Below are 26,289 nucleotides of genomic sequence, written 5' to 3' on the forward strand. Positions count from 1 at the left end.
ACTCACTACTTATTATAAATATGGTTTAAAATTTGGTCTGCACCCTGTGCTAATAAAGCCTCAGCAACCTCAATACCTACTTGCTCTGCTTGTCGCTCTTGCTCAGACTGTGTCCCAGACAACTGGCATCTCTGCTCAACCTTTAGCAATGTTGTGCCATCCTCTGAGCCGACTCGACCACGTAGCCAAAGCTCAGATGTCTGCTCATCTAACAGTGCAAAACCAGCAATAGGTACTTGGCAACCACCTTGTAAGTGTCTGTTTAACGCTCGCTCAGCAATCAGGCAGATACGAGAAATGTCATCATTCAGAGGTGCCAACAGTGATAATACTGACTCATCCCCTTCTCGACACTCAATCGCCAACGCTCCTTGCCCCACTGCTGGTAGACTAACCTCAACGTCTAACTCTCCACGGATACGCTCATCTAGACCCATGCGCTGTAGACCACTGGTTGCCAAAATAATGGCATCATACTCACCAGCATCCAGCTTACTAAGGCGTGTGCCGACATTGCCACGTAACGTCTTAATTTGTAAATCAGGTCGATGCGCTTTAATCTGACATTGACGGCGCAAACTTGATGTTCCTAGCACAGCACCTTCTGGCAATGCTTGTAATGACTCATACTGATTAGAAACAAACGCATCTGTCGGCGCAGCACGCTGACAATATGCCCCCAACATCAACCCTTCTGGCAACTCCATTGGCACATCTTTTAGCGAATGCACAGCAATATCAGCACGCTTATCAAACAGTGCTTGCTCCAGCTCTTTCACAAATAAGCCTTTACCACCAATCTTGGCAAGGGGTGTATCCAAAATCTTATCACCTTTGGTCACCATCGTAACCAAATTCACCGTTAACTCTGGATATAGTGCTTCCAATCTGGCCTTGATATGCTCAGCCTGCCACAATGCCAATGGGCTTTGGCGTGTGGCAATATTTAATGTGGTTTGGTCAGTTGCTATGTTATCTGTTACTAAGGGTTTTTCTTGTGATATCGTCATGATAACACCCTTCTATTAGGTCATATAAGAATAAAGGCTCAAAAAATCATTACCACAATATTATAGTCAAAGAATAATACAATGAAGACAAAGTAACCGAATACTGAATAGACAGCTACACAAAACAAGGACAGCACTGTAGCTGTTTGGTCATTCTTTGACTATAGATCTTTCTGTATGGCAAAAAAATACCCCTATTTAATCATAAATAAGGGTAATATGAAATTTTTACTGTATTCTGTTACATATTCTGAATCTTATCACGCAATACTGGAACATGACGACGGCTTACTGCCAGCTTTTCATCAATACCTTTAAAACGCACTTGATACTGTCCAGAGTCAACAGTCTCTAATAGCTCAAGATAATCTAAGTTAATCAAAGCGTTACGATGAATACGGAATAAGAAATCCTCAAACTCCTGCTCTAGCTCTTTTAATGTCTCATCAATCAAGACGATACCACCCTTATGGCGGACTTTGACGTACTTTTGGTCAGCAGTAAAATAATAAATATCAGCCAAAGGAATCAGCTCTACACCTCGGTGCGTACGTGCTGCAATATGCTGACGTACAGGTCGTACGGTTGGGTCTTCTAACTTACGAATCTCATTTAACTGCGCAGCGTTGAGGCTACTTGCGCCTTCCAATGCTTCTAATAGCTCATCTTTATTGGCAGGCTTCAATAAATAGCCAATCGCCTGTGACTTAAAGGCGGCAATGGCATAATGGTCATAAGCAGTCACAAAAATAACTGCGGGTGGATGCTCAAGCTCATTTAGCTCATGCGCACAGCGAACACCATCCATTTTTGGCATACGAATGTCTAATAATATAACATCAGGCTGATGCTGTTTAACCATATCTACAGCTTCTGAGCCAGTCATTGCTTGTGCAACGACCTCATGTCCTGCCTCTTTGACAATCCGTACCAAACGCTCACGCGCTAATGGCTCATCATCACATACCACAATTCTCATGCTCGACTCCTTCAATTATATACTTGACCATTCATCACGAATTCTTCAGCTTTTTATATCTACAGCTTAAAACCTTACTTTGTATTACCTTGTTTATCATCATTATGAAAAATTAGAATATATAATATAGATAATGACTCAATAAAACTTTATTGATTATCCATCCAGCAATGGACAAAATGAAAAAACGAGACCTTGTAATACAAAGTTGCCTTGTTAGACATTGATTCCATACTCTCTACATATCTAATTTTCAAAAACTTCCTATCTAGCAAAGCTTAAACTTAATCAAAACATCGTGACAAGGATGATTTCATATTAATAATTTTACCATGATTTTTCAAAGTAAAATTTAAATTCTCATTTTATAACCAAATACCACAGCTCTTCTTTTGTAGAACTTGTACAATTTATAATCAATACATACAATCACAATAGCACATTGAAATAGTGAGCATAGCAGTCACAGATACTAACTATGGCACAATGTTTGTAAATCTCTTAATTTACAATATGATATTACATTGCCTGAACATGCGTTATAATGCACTCTATACCAGATGACACAGTATCTAAAAGACTTTGCAGTGAATTACTGACATCCTCTAGAAAGACCTTTGTGCCATTTGCTATACTGACATCATATCTATTGATTTGTTTGATGATTGTTTAATGGCTTCTTAGTTTTAGCAACAGCTGATTCAATGACTAAAATCATGCTGTGACTAGGTATGCAACACCTCAAAACTATCAGTATCCAACATCAATTACATCATCTTAAGCACAACAAATGAGCTCATACACCAATAGGTAAATATTGCACGCACTATTTGTTTGGCTGAATGGTTGCCACTGTGTTATAACCGAAACCATCCTAGATAAGTAACTAATTTACTCATTTTATAGCTCATCACACTACTTAAACTTCGGAAGCTCCAAAATAGCAGTGCTATTATCAGGGTAAAAAATGAGTAGAGTAAATAGTTTATATAGACAAACCGATATAATTATCATTTCAGATGATGACTGACAAAAAATAGATACATTTTGGACAAAGATAGAGCAAAAAGTTTTTATTGAGCCAAAAAAATTATGAATTTGCTTTATCCAGCGTCTATAAGGATAGCAAAAAATTTTGTATACATATCATATCTATTAGCGCAAAAATAGTGCCGAATATGTTATCAACCATCACAACTTAGCAATGAGCATATATTCCAAACCAGAGTAGTTTTTAGACTAAGGCAATGCCTTAATGGTTGATTTCAAGATAGATATCTGCTCTATTTTGCCTTTGCTAGTAACAACTTGTTGTAATAGTTTATAACCCTATTCATATCACTGAGCAACCTGCTCATTTTTTATTCTTTTACTCTTACTTTTCATTGGATAAGCGATTTTATTATGTCAACACACTCTCATACTAATGCCAATACTCAGCCATCTACAAGTGCGCAATCACAGCAAGGACAACAGATGTGGGGTGGGCGCTTTAGTGAAGCTACTGACAGCTTCGTTGCTGCTTTTACTGCCTCTGTTGGCTTTGACCAGCGTTTTGCCAAGCATGATATTCAAGGCTCAATTGCCCATGCGACCATGCTTGGAAAGTGCAATATTTTGACTGACGATGAGGTCAATGCGATTATTAATGGGCTTAAACAAGTGCAAGCAGAGATTGATGCAGGTGAGTTTAATTGGTCTGTGACACTTGAAGATGTACATATGAATGTCGAATCACGGCTGACTGATTTGATTGGAGTAGTCGGTAAAAAGCTGCATACAGGACGTAGCCGCAATGACCAAGTAGCGACGGATATTCGTCTGTGGCTGCGTGAAGAGACCGATAATATTATTGCTTTATTGGTTAAGCTACAATCTGGGCTATTGGATTTAGCAGCGCAGCATACTGATACTATCATGCCCGGATTTACCCATCTGCAAACCGCTCAGCCTGTCAGCTTTGGTCATCATGTGATGGCGTGGTTTGAGATGCTAAATCGTGATACAGACAGACTGATTGATGCTCGCAAACGTATTAATCAGATGCCATTAGGTAGTGCTGCCTTAGCAGGTACTACTTTCCCTATCGACCGCACTATTACCGCAGAGTTACTCGGCTTTGAAGGTATCTGCCAAAACTCATTGGATGCTGTTTCTGACCGCGATTTTGCCATTGAGTTTACTGCTGCTGCCTCTATTTTGATGATGCACCTATCACGTATGAGTGAAGAGATTATCTTATGGATGTCTGCTCAGTTTGGCTTTGTGCAGATTCCTGACCGTTTTTGTACTGGCTCATCCATCATGCCTCAAAAGAAAAACCCTGATGTACCAGAGCTTGTACGTGGTAAGGCTGCGCGAGTATTTGGTCAGTTAACTACCTTACTAACACTGATGAAAAATCAGCCGCTTGCCTATAATAAAGACAATCAAGAAGATAAAGAACCATTATTTGATTGTGTGGATACGCTTACAGGTTCATTATTGGCATTTGTGGATATGCTTCCTAATATTATTCCGAACAAAGAAAACATGCGAGCAGCGACGATGAAGGGCTATGCAACGGCGACAGATTTGGCAGATTATCTGGTACGCCGTGGTGTTGCATTCCGTGATGCTCATGAGGTAGTTGGAAATACTGTGGCACTGGCTATCAAAGAAGGTGTTGATATTAGTGAGTTAAGTTTGGAGCAGCTACAGCAGTTTAGTGATGCCATTAGCGACGATGTGTTTGATTATTTGACACTTGAAGGCTCACTTGCTGCTCGTGACCATTTGGGCGGTACTGCTCCCAATCAGGTAACACAAGCGGTGGCACGTGGACGTGAGCGTTTAGAAAAGTTTAACAACAATCAAATTACACAAGGATAAGATCATGACCCAGACATTTGACCCTAAAGCCAATATGGTATTTTGCCGTAAATATAAGCAAGATTTACCCAAAATGCCCCATCCACCTTTTCCCAATAAGATTGGTGAAGAGATTCAAAATACCGTGTCAAAAAAAGCATGGGATGAGTGGCTAGAGCATCAAACCATGCTAATTAACGAAAACCATTTAAGCATGATGGACCCTGAAGCCAAAAAATTCTTAACTGAACAACGCAATAAGTTTTTGGATAACGAAGACTACGAGCGCCCTCAGGGTTGGACACCTGAAAGCTAACTAAAAGCTCAGGTAGAGTTAACATAAAAAAGTGGTGTTTGTTAAACAAACACCACAGGGAAAATGATTGTGTTTTCATCGTTCTTTTTTATTGTTATGTACTTCGTATTTTTTATTGATTTAAAGTTAAGATGATTTTTTCTCTTCCACTTGAGATTGTTCAGCCCCACTCGCTTGTCGTGCCAGTTGTTGGTCATGTACTTCTTGTACGGCCTTTTCTACCTGCTCAAAGTTTGTATGGCGCACGTCTTTACCACTTTTTGAGTAAATCACCAACTCGGCAATATTACGGGCATGGTCTCCAATGCGCTCTAAAGCACGCAATACCCAGATGATGTTCAATACTTTTGAGACATGGCGTGGGTCTTCCATAATATAGGTCATTAAGGCACGAATGGCAGATTGATACTCTTGGTTAATCACCGTATCATTACGCATTACCTCAAACGCTTGCTCAGCATCAAGATGAGCAAAGGCTTCTAAAGCACTGTGTATCATCAAGCGTACCTGATTGCTCAGGTGCTGGACTTCTGAGTATCCCCGTGGGGAGCTGCCTTCACTGACTACCTGCTGAGCCATTTGCGCAATTTTTACTGCTTCATCACCGATACGCTCAAGGTCTACCACACCTTTACTCATCGCCATAATCAAACGCAAATCATTGGCGGCTGGCTGACGCTTGGCAACCATCAATAAAATGCGCTCATCTAGGGTAATTTCCATTTGATTAATGTCATGGTCCGCATTAATCACTTCTTGTGCCTGAGCATTATTTGCATCGGTTAAAGAATGAATGGCTTTAGCAACTTGCTTGGCAACCGACTCTCCCATTTCTAAAAAAAGAGTAGTGGCTTCTTTTAGCTCTATGTCAAAGCTCTTTGAGGTATGTTTATCCAATGTATTCATGTTCATAACTTACTTTCCTTGATGATAGCCATCAATCTCAACCATATCATCAGCTCATTGCGATAGTTGATGCCCTATTAACCGTAGCGTCCGGTGATATAGTCTTCTGTCGCTTTTTGCTGTGGGTTAGTAAATAGCTGGTCTGTCTCGCCCATCTCAACCATATCACCCAAATACATATAGACAGTGTAGTCTGACACCCGTGCTGCTTGCTGCATATTATGGGTTACAATGGCGATGGTATAGTCATTTTTTAAATCTTCAATTAAGTCTTCAATCGCACCAGTAGAAATGGGGTCAAGTGCTGAGGTTGGCTCATCAAGAAGCAACACTTCAGGCTTAGTTGCCACACCACGAGCAATACATAAACGTTGCTGCTGACCACCAGAGAGTGATAGCCCAGATGCTCTTAGCTTATCTTTAACCTCTGTCCATAGTGCCGCTTTTTTCAATGCCCATTCAACACGCTCGTCCATCTCTGCTTTACTAAGTTTTTCATAAAGCTTTACGCCAAAGGCAACATTGTCATAAATGGACATTGGAAATGGCGTTGGTTTTTGGAAAACCATACCAACCCTTGCCCGTAGCAAGTTGACATCAACGTCCCTATCCAAGATGTTTTTGCCATCTAGGTTGATTTGACCTTCTGCACGCATACCTGGATATAAGTCATACATACGGTTAAAGGTACGTAACAAAGTAGATTTGCCACAGCCAGAAGGACCAATAAATGCAGTGACATGCTTGTCAGGAATCTCAAGATTAATACCTTTGAGTGCTTTAAAATCACCATAGTAAAAATTGAGGTCACGGATTTGCATTTTTGCAGGTGGCATATTACTAGGTAAGTCAGCCATGGTCTGTGTGGTGAAGTTCTCCATATTTGGCTGGGCCGCTTGTGCATTACTAGCAGACTTGTTTTCTTGTGTCTGTATAGAGGTCTTTTGAGAGGTTACTCTGTCAACAACGTCATTCATAATCATATCCAGTTATTTCATTCATTAATTGGCTAATAGCAAATGTCTATATGGCGCAAGTACATCCTGCCCCCAACCTTACTTATGCTCTTTACCACCGATAAAGCGTGCTGCGATGTTCAGACTCAATACAGCCAATGTGATTAATAAGGCAGCAGCCCATGCCAGCTCATGCCAGTTAGCGGCTGGACTCATAGCAAACTGATAGATGGTATTAGGTAAGTTTGCCATTGCTTTATTCATATCAGTATTAAAGTATTGGTTATTAAATGCGGTGAATAGTAACGGTGCAGTCTCACCAGTAATACGGGCAAATGCCAGTAATACCCCAGTGGTCAACCCTGCTTTGGCAGCTTTAACTGTCACACTACTGACCAGCTTCCACTTCGGTGTACCCAGTGCATAGGCAGCTTCACGTAGCTGGTTGGGAACAAGATTAAGCATATTTTCTGTGGTACGTACCACGACAGGAATCACAATCAGGGCCAATGCACACGCACCTGCCCATCCTGAGAAGCCTTTACCCTGTACCATCAAGGCATAAATAAATAGACCAATCACAATAGAGGGGGCAGATAGCAAAATATCATTTAAAAAGCGGGTCACTTTACCCAGCCAACTGCCTTGTGAAAACTCAGCCAAATATATCCCTGCCATCATGCCCACTGGTGCACCAATCAATAATCCTGATACTGCCAGCATTGCCGAACCAATAATGGCGTTACGTAACCCCCCTTCTGTATTCGGTGGTGGGGTATCGGCTGTAAAAATCGGCAACTGAGCTAAACCTTGCGCACCTTCAAAAAACAACTGAAACAAGATTAAAAATAGCCAAGTCAATCCAAACGCTACCGATATCAAGGCAAACCCTAAGCCAAATATATTTAGCATACGGCGCTTACGATAGAGGCTCATATTGATGCGTGCCTCAAAGGGCTTAACAGGGGTGGATAATGCGTTGGCTGATTGCATATCTGCTTTCCTTTATCTTAAATATCTCTGACACACTTTTATAAATTTAAAGACTGAAAAATTAATTACCTGCTTTTTTATCAATCCGCATCAACATCAACTTCGAAATAGACAACACAATAAAGGTGATAACAAATAGAATCAGACCTAAATGTAATAATGAAGATAAATGTAACTCACCAGATGCTTCAGCAAACTCATTTGCCAATGCTGAGGTAATTGATACCCCTGAAGCAAACAAACTTGGATTGATATTAAAGGTATTACCAATCAAGAAAGTCACGGCCATTGTCTCACCCAATGCACGTCCTAACCCCAAAATCACGCCACCAACAACACCAGCTTTGGTATAAGGCAACACAATTTTGCGCATCACTTCCCATGTGGTCGCACCCATACCATATGCCGACTCTTTTAATAAATCCGGCACCACTGAGAAAACATCACGCATGGTGGCTGCAATAAAGGGAATAATCATAATTGCCAAAATCAAGGCTGCGGTAAACATACCGATACCCATCGGTACACCACTAAACAGCTTGCCAATAACTGGCAAACCACCGACATTCTCAATCAACCACGGCTCAATGTGGTCACCAAAAAATGGTGCAAAAACAAATAATCCCCACATACCATAAATAATCGAAGGAATACCAGCGAGCAGCTCAACGGCAATGCCCAGTGGCTTTTTTAGAAAATTAGGACACAGCTCAGTTAAAAAAATTGCAATACCAAAACTCACTGGTACTGCAATCATAATGGCTATCACCGAGGTGACTAATGTGCCGTAAATCGGTGCTAAAGCACCAAACTGTTCATTCACTGTATCCCACTCACTACTGGTATAAAAGCCCAAACCAAATGCTTGCATACTGGGCCATGCGCCAATGATAAGTGATACTAAAATACCGCCTAAAGACAGCAATACCAATGCAGCAAATGCCTTAGTTGCATTGACAAAAAGAAAGTCATAACGTCTTTGTTTTGCTAGCTGGGATTGTAAATCTGCCATGAAAGCCTCTTTTTTTAGGTTGCGGTCACCAGAACATATCCAGAACTTATTAAGCCACGTACGCCAAACCGCTTTATTACTTGTAATAAGGATTAGAATCTAATAGCAAGGATGATTGCCTTACCCTATCAAGCTCATGGCATCGACTGCTTCAAGAGAACAAGCTTTCAATGAATAAACTTGCTTGGGTAAGACAACAGCAAGCAAATACGCTCATAAGTCAGTATTCGCTTGGTTGTCTCTACATATTTACAAAGGGTTTTTAAAAGTGTTTTAAAGTAAACTGTTTATTTTTGACACAACATCTTATGATGCAGGTTTATAAACTGGCTGCCCATCTGAGCCAACCACTTCGTTCCACTTCTCTTTAAACAGTTTGACAGCGTTATCAGAAAACGGTACATAATCTAGGTCGATAGCGTCTTGATCGCCTTCGGTATATGCCCAATCAAAGAAATTCAATACACCAGCTACTTTTTGTGGGTCGCTAGGCTGTTTGTGAACCAAAATAAAGGTAGCTGCGGCAATTGGCCATGCTTGCTCTGTCTCAGAGTTGGTAATAACTTTATAGAATCCCGGATACTGAGCCCAGTCAATGTCACCGGCTGCTGCAAAGGTTTCTGCTGATGGCTGAACCATATTACCCGCCGCATTTTTTAGTGCGGTGTGTGCCATATTATTTTGCTTCGCATACGCATACTCAACATAGCCAATAGAGTTGGGCATACGGTTTACATAGCTTGCCACACCCTCGTTACCTTTACCTGCTGCACCACTTGCAGATGTTGGCCATTTAACCGTTTTATCCACGCCCACAGTATTTGCCCAATCAGTCGATACTTTGGCAAGGTAATCAGTGAAGTTAAAAGTTGTACCAGAACCGTCAGAGCGGAAGATAGTCGTGATATTGGCATCAGGTAGTGTTAGGTCTGGGTTTAATGCCACCAATGCAGGGTCATTCCACTTAGTGATTTTGCCCAAATAAATATTGGCTAAGCTCTCACCATCAAGATGTAGCTGACCTGCTTCCACACCCGGAATATTAACCACAGGCACAACACCACCAATCACCGTTGGAAACTGAATCAAACCTTCTTTTTCTAGCTCTTCTGCGGTCATTGGCGCATCTGAAGCACCAAAATCTACAGTATTAGCAATGATTTGCTTGATACCACCTGATGAGCCGATAGATTGATAGTTTACTTGTCCACCAGTAGCTGCATTATAGTCTGCTGACCATTTGGCATAGATAGGCTGTGGGAATGATGCACCTGCACCAGTGATATCTAATGAGATATTTTCTGCTGACTTAAAGTTGCCAGTAGAAGTAGAGGCACTTTCACCAGATGTGGTTGTTGTAGTAGTTGCTTCAGTTGATTCTGCTGCTGTAGTTGCTGTATCTTCTGCTTTCTTATCACAAGCGGCAAGAGATAGAACGCTGGCAACTGCCACTGCTAATAATGAATAACGCATGCCGAACTCCTAAAAAATGAACTTATTAACAAAAAGTAGTCTTATATTCTGTTGTGTACAGATAGCATGAATCACATCATCACTACAGACACCACATTTTTACTGAGCAATATCTAAAAAATCTATTGCCTTTGTTGGATATGCCCATAGTGTGCCGTTCAAATATGACATTTTGATGAAATCAGAGTTTATTTTATCTAGAGCATTGATAATCCTCATTAATAATAATCATTATTATTTCCCGTTAATCGTTGTAAACCTATGCTAAATCGTAAAAACTCTGCTAATATATAGAAGATTTAAGACTCGGGGTGCATCTTGTCACTGTCGATAAACGGACAAAGACAACTTGCTGAGACATCACCCGTTGAACCTGATGCGGTTAATACCGTCGTAGGGAAGTCACTACTTTTTTGCTGATGCTTTGTTTGGCAAACTGCTCAAAACATCACATGTATGGCAAAATACTGGGCTGTCTACCGAGTCGTCTATTCTTTCTTCTATTTATAAAGATAAAAGGACTCACCATGACCTCTCGCTCAGCCGAAAAAGCCAATGCCCTAAAAACCCCTGCCCACCGCAGCCCCAAAGATGAACGCTTTGAGGAAGAAGCACGCGACCTCACCCGTAATCTACCCGCCTCCAAAAAAGTATATGTACAAGGCTCACGCCCTGATATCCAAGTACCAATGCGTGAGATTACCCTTACTGACACACCAACAGGGGGACTGGGCAAAGCCGAAGGCGAACACAACCCACCGTTTTATGTCTATGACACCTCTGGCGTTTATACCGACCCCAATGTCAATATTGACTTAACCAAAGGACTTCCAAAGCTACGGGAAAAATGGATAGAAGAGCGTGGCGATACTGAAAAGTTGGCAGGACTGTCTAGCGATTATGGCAATCAACGTGCCAGAGACATCTCTACCGCTAACTTACGTTTTGCGCATATTGACAAGCCGCGCCGCGCCAAAGCGGGTAAAAACGTCACCCAAATGCACTATGCCAGACAAGGTATCATCACCCCTGAGATGGAATATATCGCCATTCGTGAAACCCAAAAGCAGCATGAACTTACCGACATGCGCCAACATGCCGGCGATAGCTTTGGGGCAAATATTCCCAAAATCATCACCCCTGAGTTTGTGCGTAGTGAGGTCGCCTCTGGTCGTGCGATTATCCCAAATAACATCAATCACCCAGAATCTGAGCCGATGATTATCGGGCGTAACTTTTTGGTAAAAATTAATGCCAATATTGGTAACTCAGCACTTGGCTCAAGCATTGATGAAGAGGTCGCCAAAATGACATGGGCGACTCGCTGGGGCGCGGATACCATCATGGATTTGTCCACTGGTAAGCACATTCACGAAACCCGAGAATGGATTATCCGTAACTCACCTGTACCCATTGGTACGGTGCCGATTTATCAAGCATTAGAAAAAGTTGATGGCGTGGCAGAAGACCTGACATGGGATATCTTCCGTGATACCTTGATTGAGCAAGCCGAACAAGGCGTGGATTACTTTACCATTCACGCAGGTGTGCTACTGCGCTATGTACCACTGACCGCCAAACGCTTAACGGGTATCGTCTCTCGTGGTGGTTCAATCATGGCACAGTGGTGCTTGGCTCATCATAAAGAGAGCTTTTTATACACTCATTTTGAAGAAATTTGCGAGATTATGAAAGCCTATGATGTGGCGTTTAGCTTGGGTGATGGTTTGCGTCCCGGCTGTATCCAAGATGCCAACGATGAGGCACAATTTGGTGAATTGCGTACCCTCGGTGAGCTGACGCAAGTGGCATGGCAACATGACGTGCAGGTGATGATTGAAGGTCCGGGGCATGTGGCAATGAACCGCATTAAAGAAAACATGGACTTGCAATTAGACATGTGCCACGAAGCGCCATTTTATACCTTAGGACCTTTGACTACCGATATTGCCCCCGGCTATGACCACATTACCAGTGCCATTGGTGCGGCAATGATTGGTTGGTTTGGAACAGCAATGCTTTGTTATGTGACCCCAAAAGAGCATTTGGGCTTACCCAATAAAAAGGACGTGAAAGACGGTATCATCACTTACAAAATCGCCGCCCATGCTGCCGACTTGGCAAAAGGTCACCCCGGAGCGCAGGCTCGGGATAATGCTCTATCTAAAGCCCGCTTTGAGTTCCGTTGGGAAGACCAGTTTAACCTAGCGCTTGACCCTGATACTGCGCGTGAATATCACGATGAGACCTTGCCCAAAGATGCGCATAAATCTGCCCATTTCTGCTCAATGTGTGGTCCGAAGTTCTGTAGTATGAAAATCACCCAAAATGTGCGTGAATATGCCGAAGGGTTAAAAACCCCTGTGACGCCAAACTCTGGTGAGCTTGCAGATAATAAGCATCTGATTAAAGAAGTGGATACTGAGCTGGTCAGACAAGTGGGTGAAGCCAGCCTTGATGAGGTGCAAAAAGGTATGCAAGAGATGACCAAAAAGTACCATGAAGAAGGCAAACAGCTTTATCATGAAGTGTAAGGCATCGTTTCTGTTATAAGTTTTAAATATATCTCATAAAAAAACGCACACTCAGGATTGGGTGTGCGTTTTTTTATGAGATATATTTGCTAAAGCATCCAAAAATTCCAATAAATAATAAAACAATTAAAAAGATATATAAAAATATCATATAGAAAAAAGAAAAGCTTACACAAAAATTTATACTATACTTAGGCTCTATTATATAGGTGCTATCTTTCACCATATAAGAAATAGATTGATTACAAATAGGAAATTTAACATGAACCATGTCTATCGTATCGTTTTTAACCGTTCATTGGGTATTTATCAATGTGTCTCTGAAATTGCCAAATCTCGTGGAAAAACATCTGGAAAATCACAAACCACTTCAAAAACCGTATTAACTTTAAAAGGTTTGGTCATCGCTATGATGGGATTGTCAGGGTCAGCGATGGCGGTGACTTATGATGATGGTCAAACACATACTCTTTATGATAACCCTTATGTTGTTACTGACGATACCATTAGTGGGGAAAATACCAATGTAAATGGCTTTGATATAGAAGTCGGTAAGCAAAATGATGGTACTTTAAATATTACCGGTAAAAAGGTACAGCTTACTGTTGAAAACAATCTAACCATTGGTCAGGATGCCACAGGTACAGTGACTATAACCCGTACTGAAGATAACAATGATTCTCAGCCATTCCTAGAAAATAATTTGCGAGTAAAACAAGATACTATTTTAGGAGCTTCTACTTCAGGCTCAGGTATTCTAAAAATTGATGGTAGAAATAACTTTCAGACAACCAACCTTATTATTGGTCAACAAGGTCGTGGCGAGTTCCAAGTATCAAACACACCCTATAATCGTGGTTTAACCAGAGCAACAGATACTACCTATATTGGTGGCTTTGGTGATAATAGCACTAATGCCACAGGTAGTTTAACCGTTGAGGATAGTGGTTTTGTAAGCCCCAAACTGGTTGTTGGTAATACTGGCTCAGGAACTCTACGGCTTATCAATGACGGCGAGATAGAAGTTCATAGCCTCGAGCGTAATCCAAACTCTGTACGCTCTGATATTTATATTGATGGAGGAGAAATAGACGTTATTCAAGATCAACCTAATTTATTTGCTAACTTCACTAAAGACAATAAAATTGAGCTGGGTAAAAAAGGAATCTCCTTTTATACTCAAGGTCATGTCGAAGATGATGCTCATAATTTAAAAAAAGTAGGTACCCATGTCACTATTAATCCTGATGCTGTGATTACAGGAAATATCGAAAGTTTTGATTTTGATAAAGATAGATTTAGTGGCTTTGGAAAATATGGTCTTGGTACTTTAGAGCTATCAAAGAGTAGCAAGCAATGGACAGGAGATTTTTTAATTACTCAAGGTAAGCTAAAGTTTAATGGTGATTACACCATGGAAGCAGGTGAAACCTTAGGTATTGGCTTATTAGATTGGGATGAGGACGGTACTATTGATCCTGAATATGGTCAGTTTATTGTTAATGGTAATGTTAATATTAACGAAGGCAAGTTATTTGTTTATACTGATGAAGCTCTAAAAAACACACCAAAAACAACTGAATGGAAAAATGTCGTCTTAGCAGATAAACGTACAGGTGAGTTTAAAGAAGTTGCTGACAATAGTCCACTTGTAAAGTTTGAAGCTGACTATAGTGATGCTAATGCAGTACACCTAAGAATGGTTGCTCCTAAGCCCGAAGAGCCCACTAAGCCTGAAGAACCCACTCAGCCTGAAGAACCCACTCAGCCTGAAGAACCCACTCAGCCTGAAGAACCCACTAAGCCTGAAGAACCCACTAAGCCTGAAGAGCCCACTAAGCCTGAAGAGCCTACTAAACCCGAAGAGCCTACTAAACCCGAAGAGCCTACTAAACCCGAAGAGCCTACTAAACCCGAAGAGCCTACTAAACCCGAAGAGCCTACTAAACCCGAAGAGCCTACTAAACCCGAAGAGCCTACTAAGCCCGAAGAGCCTACTAAGCCCGAAGAGCCTACTAAGCCTGTAGAACCATCTGACACCACGTTTGCACAAGCTGTCAATAAACAGGGCAATACTTCAGCTGCTGATATTGCCTCTGTATTAGATCAGGCAATACAAGAGCGAGTAACTACTGGCAACAACAAATTGGCAGATCAACTGATTATCAATACCCAAAACTTTAATCAAGCCCAAGTTGCTGAGGCGACCAATCAACTACAGCCTCTATTTGTAGGTTCAGTCAATAAAATTATTACTGATACCAACAATGTAGTGACAAACGCCATTACTGAGCATAGCCAAGAAATGACTCCAAATCGTCATATTTGGGCGAAGGTTATTGGACAAGATAGCAGTAAACAAGCAAATAACCACATCACAGGATATGATACAAAAGGCTATGGCGTTATCTCGGGTATTGATACAGCCATTACAAACAATCTAAACTTAGGGGTAGCTGCCTCATATATCCAAAATGATGCAGATACTAACGGCTATAATATCAACCATAATGCCACCGTTAAAAACTGGCAAGTTCTAGGATATGGTCGTTATGCTGCTAATGAATCTACACAAGTAAACTTCCATGCGGGTGCAGGTAAGAGTGACATTACAGGAGAACGTCACCTATCAATAGTTTCAAATGCTATTGCTTATTCTGATTACTCTGCAGATACACTACAGGCAGGCTTTGGCATTGATCATCGCATCGGTACTGTAAACAAAAATATTACGCCGTTTGCCAGTGTCAACTATGCTCAAACCTCCAGTGAAAGCTATCAGGAGACTGGTGCAGGTGTATATAACCTTAATGTAGATGAAAATCGCCATGAGTCTTTGCGCTTTACTGCAGGTGTCAAACTGGCTCAACCACTATCCTATAATCTTGCATTGACAGGACATCTGGCAGGTGCAATTGAAAATAGAGACCAGTATTCAGACGTCACTGCTAGCTTCACTAGCATGCCAAATACAAAGTTCACTACTATTGGGCAAGAGGTAGGACGCAATATTGGTATTGCTGGTATTGGTCTAAATTATATGCCAACAGCCAACACGACCTTATCAACAGGTTATCAAGGCGAGTGGCGTGATAATTATCAAGACCATATGGCAACCATTACCTTACAAACAAAGTTTTAATGCTCTGATTTTATAATATCCACTTACAATAAAAACGCACACTCAGGATTGGGTGTGCGTTTTTTATGAGTTATGGTATTGCTAATGGTTAGTGTGATAACTGATATATCAAAGACGGATTGTTATCCACCTCAAGCTTATTCAACTTGCTTCATGCTTAAATTGTTGGTATTTATCAGCATAGTTTTTTAGCATTTCTTTCAATTCCTGAGACAAACTATCATATAATTCATTTTTTAAAATATCATATGCCTTGATAAACATATGTGTATTATTTCTGGTAAATTCTTGTCTCATATCATGCTCAGTAAATGAATTTAATATATTAAATAAAATACCTAACTCATAAGGGTTATACTCAAATGCTTTTATGAAATACTTTAAACCAGTCTCATCTTCTTCATATTCAGTTAGATAAGAACAATACATTGCAACGATTAGACCTTTCATTAACAAAGCATCAGCTATCTCCTCTTTATTTGCTTGAGTATCTATAATAATTTTATTTAACAAATTAAATGTCAACTCACCATCAAAATCACTATTCCCTATTAAAGAATTAATTTTATCTAGTTTATCTGCTATACATGACATCACTTAACTCCTGCATTCTTTGGAGACACAGTACCATCTAAAAATCTAATACCCTCAACCCATATGGTATGACCATCAACTTCTTGAGTTAATATTAGTTTATCCCCTACCTTAACGCCTTTAGCCCCATGATATATATAACCCGTATCTACCCACTCTCCTTTACGTAATGCTTCTTTAATAATTGGATTAACATCATCTAGAGTTACGTCCTCATCACTAAATATCTTGCTCCAGTTGTGATGATCTACAGTAACTACATGCTCATTAATACCCCATTTATCAAAACAAGCATTATGCACCCAAACGCCATAAGTACTATCACTACCTGTCACAAAATAAGTATGGTCGTTATTAACAGTTAGATTATAAGCTGATAAAGGCTCATTGGTTTGGCGGACTTTTTGTACAACTTGCCATTCACCATTTTCGGATAGAAGCTGATAGCCTGCTTTTAGATTACTGGCATCCACCCATTGAGCATTGTCTATATCACCCTGATAGTCATGACCTTCTGATGAAGGCGGTAATGGATAGTCGTGATTAATTTTGGTAAAGAATGGATGTATTTTGTTAGAGACAATGGTTTGCGTGTTGCCTGTCGCATCTTTGATATCAATATAAACCGTTTGCTTGTATGGGTTATTATATTGGTTAAGTACCTGCTGGAAGCTTAACTGACCAGTGTGTTCATTTCGAGATAAAACTTGCTCACCCACATGGATGTTTGCAATTGGCTTATAACCTGTGATGGTTTTAACCAGCATATCTCCACGGAAGGAGCAGGTTTTAGTAGTTTTACTGATAATGTATTTATTACCACATTATTTTATTTTCAAACAGTTTAAAGGTCTTATATAAAAGTATAAACTATCTTGGTCAATATATATCACCTCTATACTTGAATTAGGCTTACATCTATAGGCGCCAACACTACCTGATTCTAAGTCGAGAAAAACTTGATTTCTTCTTAGGTCACCCATACCTATTATGTCAGTTTTAATCACTTTAACCACTCTATCATTTTTCCAAAAGACAAACTTTTCAAAGCCGTCATCACTTTCTATATCAAAACCATCTTTTATGTCAATATAATCAACGCCTCCAAACCAATTATAGGTCGCAGATGTCATAAACTCATTCAACTTGTAAACTTTCCCAACTTCATTATCTGTACGAATCTTTTCAACCATTCTTCCTTCAAAATTATTTATTTTTGAGAAAAATATATAAATAATAACGATCAAAAATAAAGAGATAATAGAGATAGAAATCTTAATTTTCTGGCTGGTTGTTATCATAGATTTAATCTTCCTAATTTTTATGCCTATCCAAAAATCACCTCTTTAATCAATAATTCACAATCAATGTCACCCCTAAATAACAAGGCACCAGTAACAACCATAAGTTGCCTGATGCCAATAGTAAGTAAAACAGAGACTATAAATATTTAAAGTGGCGACTATCTACTCTATCCACTATATTTTTGCTCTTATCCTTTTGATGCACTATAAATCTTGTCAATAGATGCATCAATGGTGCTAGAAAATTCTGCATCACTTTGTGATTTACTCAAGCCTTCGGTAAATGCACGTGAGAAACTGGCAATCATGCCTGCATTTTGGGCAAGTTTATCACATGCTTCTTCACGGCTATAACCACCTGATAATGCTACTACTTTTAGCACCTTAGGATGATTGACCAAATCTTGATAAAAGCCTGCTTCTTCTGGAAGGGTTAATTTGAGCATGATTTGCTGTCCATCATCGAGACGCTCAAGGTTACGTAGTATCTCAGCTTTTAGTAGTGTTTCGCTTTCTGCTTTATCAGCAGTATTGATGGTTACTTCTGGCTCAACAATGGGCATCAACCCTTTAGCAAGGATTTGCTTTGCCACATCAAACTGCTGTTGTACCACTTTTTCAATACCACTGGCACTGGCTGTATGAATCACTGAGCGCATTTTAGTACCAAAGATGGGATAGTTTTTGGCTTTATCGAGTAATGAATCTAGGGTTGGAATCGGCTTCATCACTTGTACGCCGTCCATCTGCTCAGCCAAACCTTTATCGACTTTTAAAAACGGTACAATGTTTTTATCTTCCCATAGATAGTTTGCGGTTGGCTTATCATTAACTTGTCTGTCCATAGTATCTTCAAACAAAATTGCACCCAACACACGCCCACTATCAAAGCAGTCACAAGTCATGATACGACGACGCATCTCATGCACTTGGGCAAACATTTCATCATCATTGTTATATTCGCTTTCTTCAACCCCATACAAACGTAAGGCTTTTGGCGTACTGCCACCACTTTGGTCCAGAGCGGCGATAAAACCTGTGTCATTTTTAATTCTTTCTAGTTGTTGCTGATAGCTGGTACTCATAAATTCCTTACTCCAGTTATTAATTTAAACGAAATTTTACAAATTGCTTCACATGGTAGCAGAAATTTATGACTGTTCGCATCATCAAATTGTTACATTCAACATCAAAACCACTAAAAACATTGAATAAAAAATTCTGACAGGGATTTACCCTAAAAATAATACCAATACACAGGCAACCGCTAACCCTAAACCAACAATATTGGCTTTATTCAGTGATTCCTTAAACCATATGACACCCACTACGGTTGCCAATGCAATCACGCCAACATTCATCCCTGTAAAAACGATGCTAGGTGAATCTGCAAGGGTCTGATGTGCTTTGACATAAGCATAAATATTGCCCATATTTAGCATACCTAATAGCAACCCTGCCAATAATGCTGGACGTTGCCAACGGATACGCTGTAGTAATAGATAAATTAGTAACAATAGCCCTGCCAAACCAAAGCTGATTAGTAATGTGAGAGAAAATGCTGTCCCTTGTTTGGCAACTTGTTTAAATAAAATATCAATCACACCGTAGCCTAGCCACACACCTAATAACCAAAAAGCATTGGGTAGAGACGATAAAGGCTTATTTGATGTTGCGATTGATGGATTTTGCTGTGTATTGCGCCATGTCGTATTACTTAATGTCTCAGCATCCAGTGTATGACGTGATGAGGTCGTGGGGATATCAGCAGGCTTGTCACGATAAAGTAAGGCAATCAATGCCAAAAACCCCAAAATAATACCCATCAAACGCTGGGTGGTCAGAAGCTCACCAAACAGTATAAAAGCAGCTACTATGGGAATGATTAATGATAAACGCTGGGCAGCATCCGTAGCAATGATACCTGCTGTGGATAATGCACGTCCCAAAATCACAAATACTGATGGTAATAAAATACCCAATGCAAGGATAATAGCCCACGACGCTGGTGTTAATGACTCAATCAAGCTGATATCAGGCTTTAGTAATAGCCATGTCAACATCAATGCAACTGGATACCCCATGACAATGGTCTGGCGAATATCCATATCACGCTGACGTAAAACCTTCAGTAGTATTGACACACTAACACTACATAATACTGCTAAAACAAGATAAACCATAAGTGAGTACCCAATTAGTAACCATAAATGTAACAAGATATTTCATCTTATACCATGTTTTATCTGATATTACGATACCTATTACAAATATCACTGCATGTTTGACAGACGCTAGATTGATGATAGTCGTTACAATTCACGTGCGAGGATGTTCATGAAGTTTTGTTAAAATAGCAGGCGCACTTTCCCAATAGTCAGTAGCCATTATGAAAACTATTTTTCGTTTTTTTGAGTCTCGACTTCCACCTTTTCCAAGCAGCACCGAAGCACTACCCAGCTCAGGGCTACTACCATTTTTATGGGCGTGTACGCGTGGGCTACGTGGTTGGTTGCTACTGTTTATGATTCTCACCGCAGGTGTGGGTGTGTATGAAGCAATGATGTTTGCATGGGTGGGAGATTTGGTCAATTGGCTTGGAGAGCTTACGCCACAAACTTTGTGGGACAGCAAAAAAAATGACCTGATACTGATGGCACTGGTATTATTTTTAAGCCCTCTATGGATATGGCTTACCTCATTGGTGCATTTTCAGGTATTACAAGGGGTCTTTCCAATGCAGATGCGCTGGCGATTTCATCAGCGTATGCTCGGGCAGTCGATGCAGTTTTATCAAGATGAGTTCTCTGGACGCGTCTCTGCAAAGGTGATGCAGACGGCTTTGGCAGTGCGAGATACCGTCATGACCATCACCGATATGCTGACCTATGTCAGTGTTTACTTTATCACCAGTGGGGTGATTTTATTTCATCTAGATGCACTACTATTAATTCCTTTTTTATTATGGCTGGTGCTATTTATCGCCACCTTATTCTTTTTTATCCCTCGCCTACGTCATGCGGCCAGCGTGCAAGCCGATGCACGTGCATTGATGACAGGGCGCATCACTGATGCGTATGCCAATATCATGACGGTCAAGCTGTTTAGCCATTCACAACGTGAGCTTAGCTATGCCAAGTCTGCCATGCAGCAGTTTTTGCAAACGGTTCATGGGCAGATGCGCTGGGTAACCACACTTGAAATAGTCAATCATATTATCAGTGTGGTTTTGGTCGGTAGTACTGCCATTATTGGTCTATACCTATGGCATCAGCAAGTCGTGGCAGCAGGTGCGATTGCCGCCGCTACTGCGATGGCACTACGCCTTAATGGGCTAACACATTGGATTATGTGGCAAACAGCAAGCCTATTTGAAAACATCGGTACAGTGCAAGATGGTATGAAAACTCTTTCAGCACCCCAAACCATCACTGATGCGCCAAAAGCACAGCAACTGGTAGTGACTCAAGGTCATATTCAGTTTGAGCATGTCAATTTTAGCTATGCCAAACATGCCTCAAATACACAAATCACTACGCATACCCCTCTACTTACTGACTTTCATCTACACATTCATGCAGGAGAAAAAGTTGGCTTGGTTGGACGCTCTGGTGCGGGAAAATCGACACTGGTAAATCTATTATTGCGTTTTTATGACGTTGATGATGGGCAGATTAGCATTGATGGACAGAACATCACCCATGTCACACAAGAGAGCTTACGCCAACATATTGGTATGGTGACACAAGACACCTCACTGCTACATCGTACTGTACGGGAAAATATTGCTTATGGTCGCCCTGATGCGACAGATGAACAGATTATTGCTGCTGCCAAGCGCGCTCAAGCATGGGACTTTATCCAGACCCTACACGATGCAAAAGGCAATACAGGACTAGATACTCAAGTTGGTGAGCGAGGCGTTAAGCTCTCTGGTGGACAACGCCAGCGCATCGCCATTGCCCGAGTCATGCTCAAAAACGCACCTATTTTACTACTTGATGAAGCCACCAGCGCCCTAGACTCTGAAGTAGAGCATGCCATCACTCAAAGCCTACACGATATGATGGCAGGCAAAACTGTGATTGCCATTGCCCATCGCCTCTCTACCATTGCAGCCCTTGACCGTTTGGTGGTTATGGATAATGGGTGTATCATTGAACAGGGTAGCCATGATGAACTGATTGCTCAAAATGGTGTTTATGCTCGATTATGGCAACGGCAAAGTGGGGGATTTTTGGGTGAGGATGAAGGTGACTAGGAAAATATCTCAAGCAAAGTTTACAATCATAATATTATCCCTAGTATCCACTTTGAACTTATCAGGATGCTTTAATAAACAAGTGCAATGCCAAATAAATGGTTTACCAATCAATGAACAACTTATTGGTAAAGAACGAGCCTTTATTATAGAAAAACTGGGACAACCGGTGAATTCTGATTTAGGTGTCAAAAATTTTGAAGAATATACTTTTATGGTTAATAACAAAGAGTTTGCAGTGGTTTTGCATTACTATCCAAAATCAGACAACCATTATGTTAGCCAACAAAAATGTATCAAAGCTAGTCCACTACTAGAGCTATTCAATCATGTCTTATGGCATTAAAAAACCCTTAAAGCCATTCACAAAACTGTCAATAACTTTAAGGGGATAAAAAGTAATGGCTAAATCAATCACCCTTTAAAACAAGAGTGTTAAGTTAAAAGGTTATTATTTAAAAACCGTCATACCTGCACTAGCACACTCAACATCTAAGTCTGCGCCTGGTGCGCCACCAACACCAACAGCACCTATCACGGTATCACTAACCAAGATTGGCACACCACCACCTAAGAACAATAAACGATCATCCATATCACGCAAACCTTCTATCTTCGCATTGCCCGCAATCATATCGGCAAAGTCGGCGGTAGGTTTTTTTAAAGACACTGCTGTAAATGCCTTACGATAGCTACTATTTAATGTATGTGGTCCTGCGTTTTCATCTCGCAGTTGTACCAAAGGTGTTCCTGAAGCATCAACAACTGTAGCAGTTACTGAATAACCATTTTGCTTACATTGAGCGACTGCTTTTTGAGCCACTTGAATGGCAGCAGCCGTACTGATACTACTCTTTGATACAACGGCTGGAACACTTGTTGATTGAGTGGGTAGTGCTTGTGCTACTGTAGCAGAAGCAAATAAAGCAGAAGCTAGCAATACTTTTTTATTCATACGCATATCTTTATCCTTATATTTATGTTAGTGAAAACTATCATGGGTCAGTGAGCAATCATTGTATTAAATAACTTCTCACTCAATCCGATATAGAAAAGATTAAGCTATTAAGTAAATTGTTTTTTACCAAGACTTGCTCTTGTATACTTTACCCAAAACTCATTGCTAGATGCAAACTCTTCTCAAAAACTGATACCAATCTACCCAAAAACGTTAACAAACTCTTAAATTTTATTATACATAATAAACACATTACTTCATCTCGATAATTACCTATCTTTGTATGCTATAGTCTAATGATATTTCTTACTCTGACTATATATGGCACAACCCTATGTCTTCCATGAACCCAACTGGCTTTGAACAATTTGCTAAATCTATCAGCATTGATGGCAAAAATGCCCGTTACTTTGATTTAAAAGATTTAACAGCTTTGAAAAATCATTTAGACAATCAAAGCCAGATAAATAAACCAACGAACCCGCGACTCCCTGCCCATTTTTATGGAGGTAATGGCTTTGCGGTGGGCGTGTATCAGCCATTATTGAGCGAGCTTGCCAGCCAGTTTGATATCACCAGCCTTGCCATGCGTGGCTATTGGTATGATTTGCCCACTGCCAAAACCCTGACCCGAGAGCAAGACGCGGATATGCTGATTGAGTTTTTAGAAAAGACGCAAAATAAACCCGTTATCGGTATCGGACATTCGCAAGGGGCAACCGCCACTGCCCTTGCCTGTGCCAAACGTCCTGATTTATTCTCCAAGCTATATCTTATTGAACCAGTTACTTTTACCAAGCAACAAACCCTAGTTTATAACTTGTTACCAAGATGGCTAAAAATGAGACAAGAGCCGTTTAAAAGCACTTTAAAAAAACCGACCACTTGGCAAAGTATTGAGGACTATTATCAGTTTTTACGCAGTCATCGGGCTTATAAACGGGTCAGTGATGAGCACTTAAAGGTTTATGCTACTAACAGCTTAGAGCAACGAGACGATGGACAATATGAGCTGATTTTTTCACCCAAGCAAGAGTTGGCAAATTATTTTGGCACGCCGTATATTGATGATGCCTTAAAACAATTAAACCGCCTGAATGTGCCTTATACGCTAATATTGGGTAAACCCACTATTTTTGTCAGTGATAAAGTACGCAAAAATTGGCAAGGATTGGTTGATGATAAAAATACTATTATCCTAGCTGAAAACGGACATCTATTACCAATAGAAAATCCTGAAGGCTGTGCAGAGGTGATTTTGGAGGATTATCAACAACAACCACTTAAGCAAAACACTTCGCCTTCAGTAACACAAAAACCAATCATTCAAGAGACTAAAAATACTCAAATGAAATCAGCCAAGCTAACACTCACTCAATCTTTAGATGAACATACATTTGAACAGTTAAAAGAGCGTTGTCAAAATCGAGATGGTTATCAACGTGAATGGGCATTAAAAAGGCTCATTCAGCAGTTTAATAATGACCCACGTTTATTGCCTATTTTGCTGACCCGTCAAAATGATTATGTGAACCCCATACGCAAACTGGCTTTGCCAGCACTATTAGATTGGATACATCCTAGTAATTTATCCATTTTATTGCATCAGACACCTGAGTTTTTACATTTAAAGACGCAATCACGTAGCCAATATCAACAGATTTTAGCCAAACTGTTAGATTTATATTGTCACCCTGATAGCCAAGCACAACTACAAGATTTTTTAATGCGTTTTCAAGGAAAAGCAGTACGTGCCGTCTATCAACTATTGGCAGAATCACAACAGTTTGATACGCAATATTTAATTAAGCTGGCGTTATCTTCCCCTGATATTGGAGTGAATATGCAGGTTTGGAATGTGCTGACCAGTTTGCCTATTATTGAGCAACAGGCCTTATTGCAGGAGTCCTATAACAACAAACCTCACCGCATCAAAAATCGCCAGTTTTATTTTAAACTACTAATGAACCTCGTTTATCATCAACCTGTAGAAGTTTGGCAAGCCATCGCCATCCATTATTTACCCCTTGCTACCCCCTCACAAATGCAAACTTTGTGGTTTTATCTCAAACAACAGGGTATGGATTTTGGGCAGATACAAGAGGTTTTAATCACTGAGTTAGGCGAACAAAAAGCTAGCAGAACATTGTTAAAACTGATTGAAAATTTACAAGATAAAGAGCTATTAGTAGACACGCTGACTAAGAACCCTCATTGGCAACAATGGCTGATTAATGAAATCATAAATTGTGCTTTATTAATCATGCCTGAACACAATTTGACTCAAACACTGATAGTAGAAAATCCAGATTATCAGGTTAACCAACAGAGCAAAGATAAGTTTTTTAGTCAGCATTCTATTATTAGCCAAAGTGAATATAAAAACTATGCTCAGTTATTAAAGTTAAATGAATGTGAGTATTTGCAATATAGTCGATATTTACCAGCGTGGGAGCAGTTTTTTTTATTAATAGACTATTTAAAAGAGCATCAAGATATATTACCTGACAATATAAGCAGTGTTTTTCAGCAAGTAGCCAGTGAACTATCTTTAAAAATAAAAAACTCACAAATATCCACTCAAGCCCTATCACAACCGCAAAAACAACAACTGATAGATGATTTAAAAAATCCAGATATTCGTAAATACTTTGTCATCATGCAAACCCAATTAAAGCTTATGAAGTTAATAACGGTCTAATATAAATGATTGTGGTTTATTGCATATTTTCTATCTCTGCCATCTTATCATTTTCAAGCTGTTGCGCTTGTTCAATCTGATTATTAGCTTTATCCAATATGGCTTTGGGTTGTTGACCTAAAGGTTTATTGGCAATATCATCATTTGTATTAGCTGTATTATCTGTATTGGCAACTTCTGTAGAGGCGATTTCGGCGGAAACAGTGTCAGGCTCATTATAGCTAATAGCAATATTAAAAATAACCAATGCGATACCAGCAACGAGAGCAATAATAATCATGGTTTTGGACTGCATGGGGC

At 40.2% G+C, this 26,289-nt stretch carries 21 protein-coding genes and 1 riboswitch; of the genes, 7 read left to right on the forward strand and 14 right to left on the reverse strand.

From position 1 onward, the window contains the following. Window positions 1-5 precede the first annotated feature (5 nt). Both hemC and FHK88_RS00325 read right to left on the reverse strand, forming a co-directional pair. Window positions 6-1,010: a hydroxymethylbilane synthase gene (hemC, locus tag FHK88_RS00320; RefSeq protein ID WP_227428794.1), complete on the reverse strand. Its 1,005-nt coding sequence runs from the start codon at window positions 1,008-1,010 to the stop codon at window positions 6-8. A 241-nt stretch (window positions 1,011-1,251) separates the two neighbouring features. Then, window positions 1,252-1,989 carry a LytR/AlgR family response regulator transcription factor gene (locus tag FHK88_RS00325; RefSeq protein WP_227428795.1) on the reverse strand — a complete coding sequence of 246 codons (738 nt, stop codon included), beginning with the start codon at window positions 1,987-1,989 and terminating at the stop codon, window positions 1,252-1,254. A gap of 1,404 nt (window positions 1,990-3,393) precedes the next feature. Here FHK88_RS00325 and argH point away from each other — a divergent pair. Both argH and FHK88_RS00335 read left to right on the forward strand, forming a co-directional pair. Further along, window positions 3,394-4,860, forward strand: a complete 1,467-nt coding sequence (gene argH, locus FHK88_RS00330; RefSeq protein WP_227428796.1) for an argininosuccinate lyase — start codon at window positions 3,394-3,396, stop codon at window positions 4,858-4,860. Window positions 4,861-4,864: 4 nt separating this feature from the next. Further along, window positions 4,865-5,155, forward strand: a complete 291-nt coding sequence (locus FHK88_RS00335) for an oxidative damage protection protein (protein ID WP_227428797.1) — start codon at window positions 4,865-4,867, stop codon at window positions 5,153-5,155. Between the two features lie 126 nt (window positions 5,156-5,281). Here the strand turns inward: FHK88_RS00335 and phoU are convergent, their stop codons facing one another. The 5 genes from phoU to pstS all read right to left on the reverse strand — a co-directional run bounded on the left by phoU (window position 5,282) and on the right by pstS (window position 10,495). After that, window positions 5,282-6,061 carry a phosphate signaling complex protein PhoU gene (gene phoU, locus FHK88_RS00340; RefSeq protein WP_413680424.1) on the reverse strand — a complete coding sequence of 260 codons (780 nt, stop codon included), beginning with the start codon at window positions 6,059-6,061 and terminating at the stop codon, window positions 5,282-5,284. Window positions 6,062-6,138: 77 nt separating this feature from the next. After that, a complete protein-coding gene (gene pstB, locus FHK88_RS00345; RefSeq protein WP_413680420.1) occupies window positions 6,139-7,038 on the reverse strand; it encodes a phosphate ABC transporter ATP-binding protein PstB in 900 nt (299 codons plus the stop codon). Between the two features lie 78 nt (window positions 7,039-7,116). Further along, window positions 7,117-8,010, reverse strand: coding sequence for a phosphate ABC transporter permease PstA (gene pstA / locus FHK88_RS00350; protein ID WP_227428799.1), 894 nt, complete (start codon window positions 8,008-8,010; stop codon window positions 7,117-7,119). Window positions 8,011-8,071: 61 nt separating this feature from the next. Then, window positions 8,072-9,022 carry a phosphate ABC transporter permease subunit PstC gene (pstC, locus tag FHK88_RS00355; protein ID WP_227428800.1) on the reverse strand — a complete coding sequence of 317 codons (951 nt, stop codon included), beginning with the start codon at window positions 9,020-9,022 and terminating at the stop codon, window positions 8,072-8,074. Between the two features lie 306 nt (window positions 9,023-9,328). Beyond that, a complete protein-coding gene (gene pstS, locus FHK88_RS00360) occupies window positions 9,329-10,495 on the reverse strand; it encodes a phosphate ABC transporter substrate-binding protein PstS (protein ID WP_227428801.1) in 1,167 nt (388 codons plus the stop codon). 297 nt (window positions 10,496-10,792) lie between these two features. After that, window positions 10,793-10,912, forward strand: a riboswitch (TPP riboswitch). Between the two features lie 110 nt (window positions 10,913-11,022). Between pstS and thiC the strand changes: the two genes are divergently transcribed. After that, entirely contained in the window at window positions 11,023-13,029 is a 2,007-nt protein-coding gene (gene thiC, locus FHK88_RS00365) for a phosphomethylpyrimidine synthase ThiC (RefSeq protein WP_227428802.1), read from the forward strand. Between the two features lie 262 nt (window positions 13,030-13,291). Beyond that, entirely contained in the window at window positions 13,292-16,171 is a 2,880-nt protein-coding gene (locus FHK88_RS00370) for an autotransporter domain-containing protein (protein ID WP_227428803.1), read from the forward strand. 141 nt (window positions 16,172-16,312) lie between these two features. On the opposite strand, the gene FHK88_RS00375 is transcribed toward FHK88_RS00370, so the two are convergent. The 5 genes from FHK88_RS00375 to FHK88_RS00395 form a co-directional block, all read right to left on the reverse strand. After that, window positions 16,313-16,765: a hypothetical protein gene (locus tag FHK88_RS00375; protein ID WP_227428804.1), complete on the reverse strand. Its 453-nt coding sequence runs from the start codon at window positions 16,763-16,765 to the stop codon at window positions 16,313-16,315. After that, complete coding sequence (locus FHK88_RS00380; RefSeq protein ID WP_227428805.1) at window positions 16,765-17,532, reverse strand: polymorphic toxin-type HINT domain-containing protein; 768 nt, start codon at window positions 17,530-17,532, stop codon at window positions 16,765-16,767. Before FHK88_RS00380 ends, FHK88_RS00375 begins: the two co-directional genes overlap by 1 nt. A 57-nt stretch (window positions 17,533-17,589) precedes the next feature. After that, a complete protein-coding gene (locus tag FHK88_RS00385) occupies window positions 17,590-18,066 on the reverse strand; it encodes a hypothetical protein (RefSeq protein ID WP_227428806.1) in 477 nt (158 codons plus the stop codon). Window positions 18,067-18,257: 191 nt separating this feature from the next. Continuing rightward, window positions 18,258-19,154, reverse strand: coding sequence for a fructose bisphosphate aldolase (locus FHK88_RS00390; RefSeq protein WP_227428807.1), 897 nt, complete (start codon window positions 19,152-19,154; stop codon window positions 18,258-18,260). A 147-nt stretch (window positions 19,155-19,301) separates the two neighbouring features. Then, a complete protein-coding gene (locus FHK88_RS00395) occupies window positions 19,302-20,252 on the reverse strand; it encodes an EamA/RhaT family transporter (RefSeq protein WP_227428808.1) in 951 nt (316 codons plus the stop codon). 206 nt (window positions 20,253-20,458) lie between these two features. Here FHK88_RS00395 and FHK88_RS00400 point away from each other — a divergent pair, with 206 nt between their 5' ends. Both FHK88_RS00400 and FHK88_RS00405 read left to right on the forward strand, forming a co-directional pair. Further along, the gene (locus FHK88_RS00400; protein WP_227428809.1) at window positions 20,459-22,330 is read left to right on the forward strand and encodes an ABC transporter ATP-binding protein; all 1,872 of its coding nucleotides are present in this window, start codon (window positions 20,459-20,461) and stop codon (window positions 22,328-22,330) included. 52 nt (window positions 22,331-22,382) lie between these two features. Then, window positions 22,383-22,676, forward strand: a complete 294-nt coding sequence (locus FHK88_RS00405; RefSeq protein WP_227428810.1) for a hypothetical protein — start codon at window positions 22,383-22,385, stop codon at window positions 22,674-22,676. A 105-nt stretch (window positions 22,677-22,781) separates the two neighbouring features. Here FHK88_RS00405 and FHK88_RS00410 read toward each other — a convergent pair whose 3' ends face one another. Next, a complete protein-coding gene (locus FHK88_RS00410) occupies window positions 22,782-23,291 on the reverse strand; it encodes a GlcG/HbpS family heme-binding protein (protein ID WP_227428811.1) in 510 nt (169 codons plus the stop codon). Window positions 23,292-23,622: 331 nt separating this feature from the next. Between FHK88_RS00410 and FHK88_RS14090 the strand changes: the two genes are divergently transcribed. Further along, window positions 23,623-25,989, forward strand: coding sequence for an alpha/beta fold hydrolase (locus FHK88_RS14090; protein ID WP_264480566.1), 2,367 nt, complete (start codon window positions 23,623-23,625; stop codon window positions 25,987-25,989). Between the two features lie 16 nt (window positions 25,990-26,005). Here FHK88_RS14090 and FHK88_RS00420 read toward each other — a convergent pair whose 3' ends face one another. Further along, window positions 26,006-26,284 carry a hypothetical protein gene (locus FHK88_RS00420; RefSeq protein ID WP_227428812.1) on the reverse strand — a complete coding sequence of 93 codons (279 nt, stop codon included), beginning with the start codon at window positions 26,282-26,284 and terminating at the stop codon, window positions 26,006-26,008. Window positions 26,285-26,289: the final 5 nt, after the last annotated feature.

Origin of the sequence: Psychrobacter sp. I-STPA6b (assembly GCF_020662265.1) — a bacterium.
Taxonomy (GTDB): domain Bacteria; phylum Pseudomonadota; class Gammaproteobacteria; order Pseudomonadales; family Moraxellaceae; genus Psychrobacter.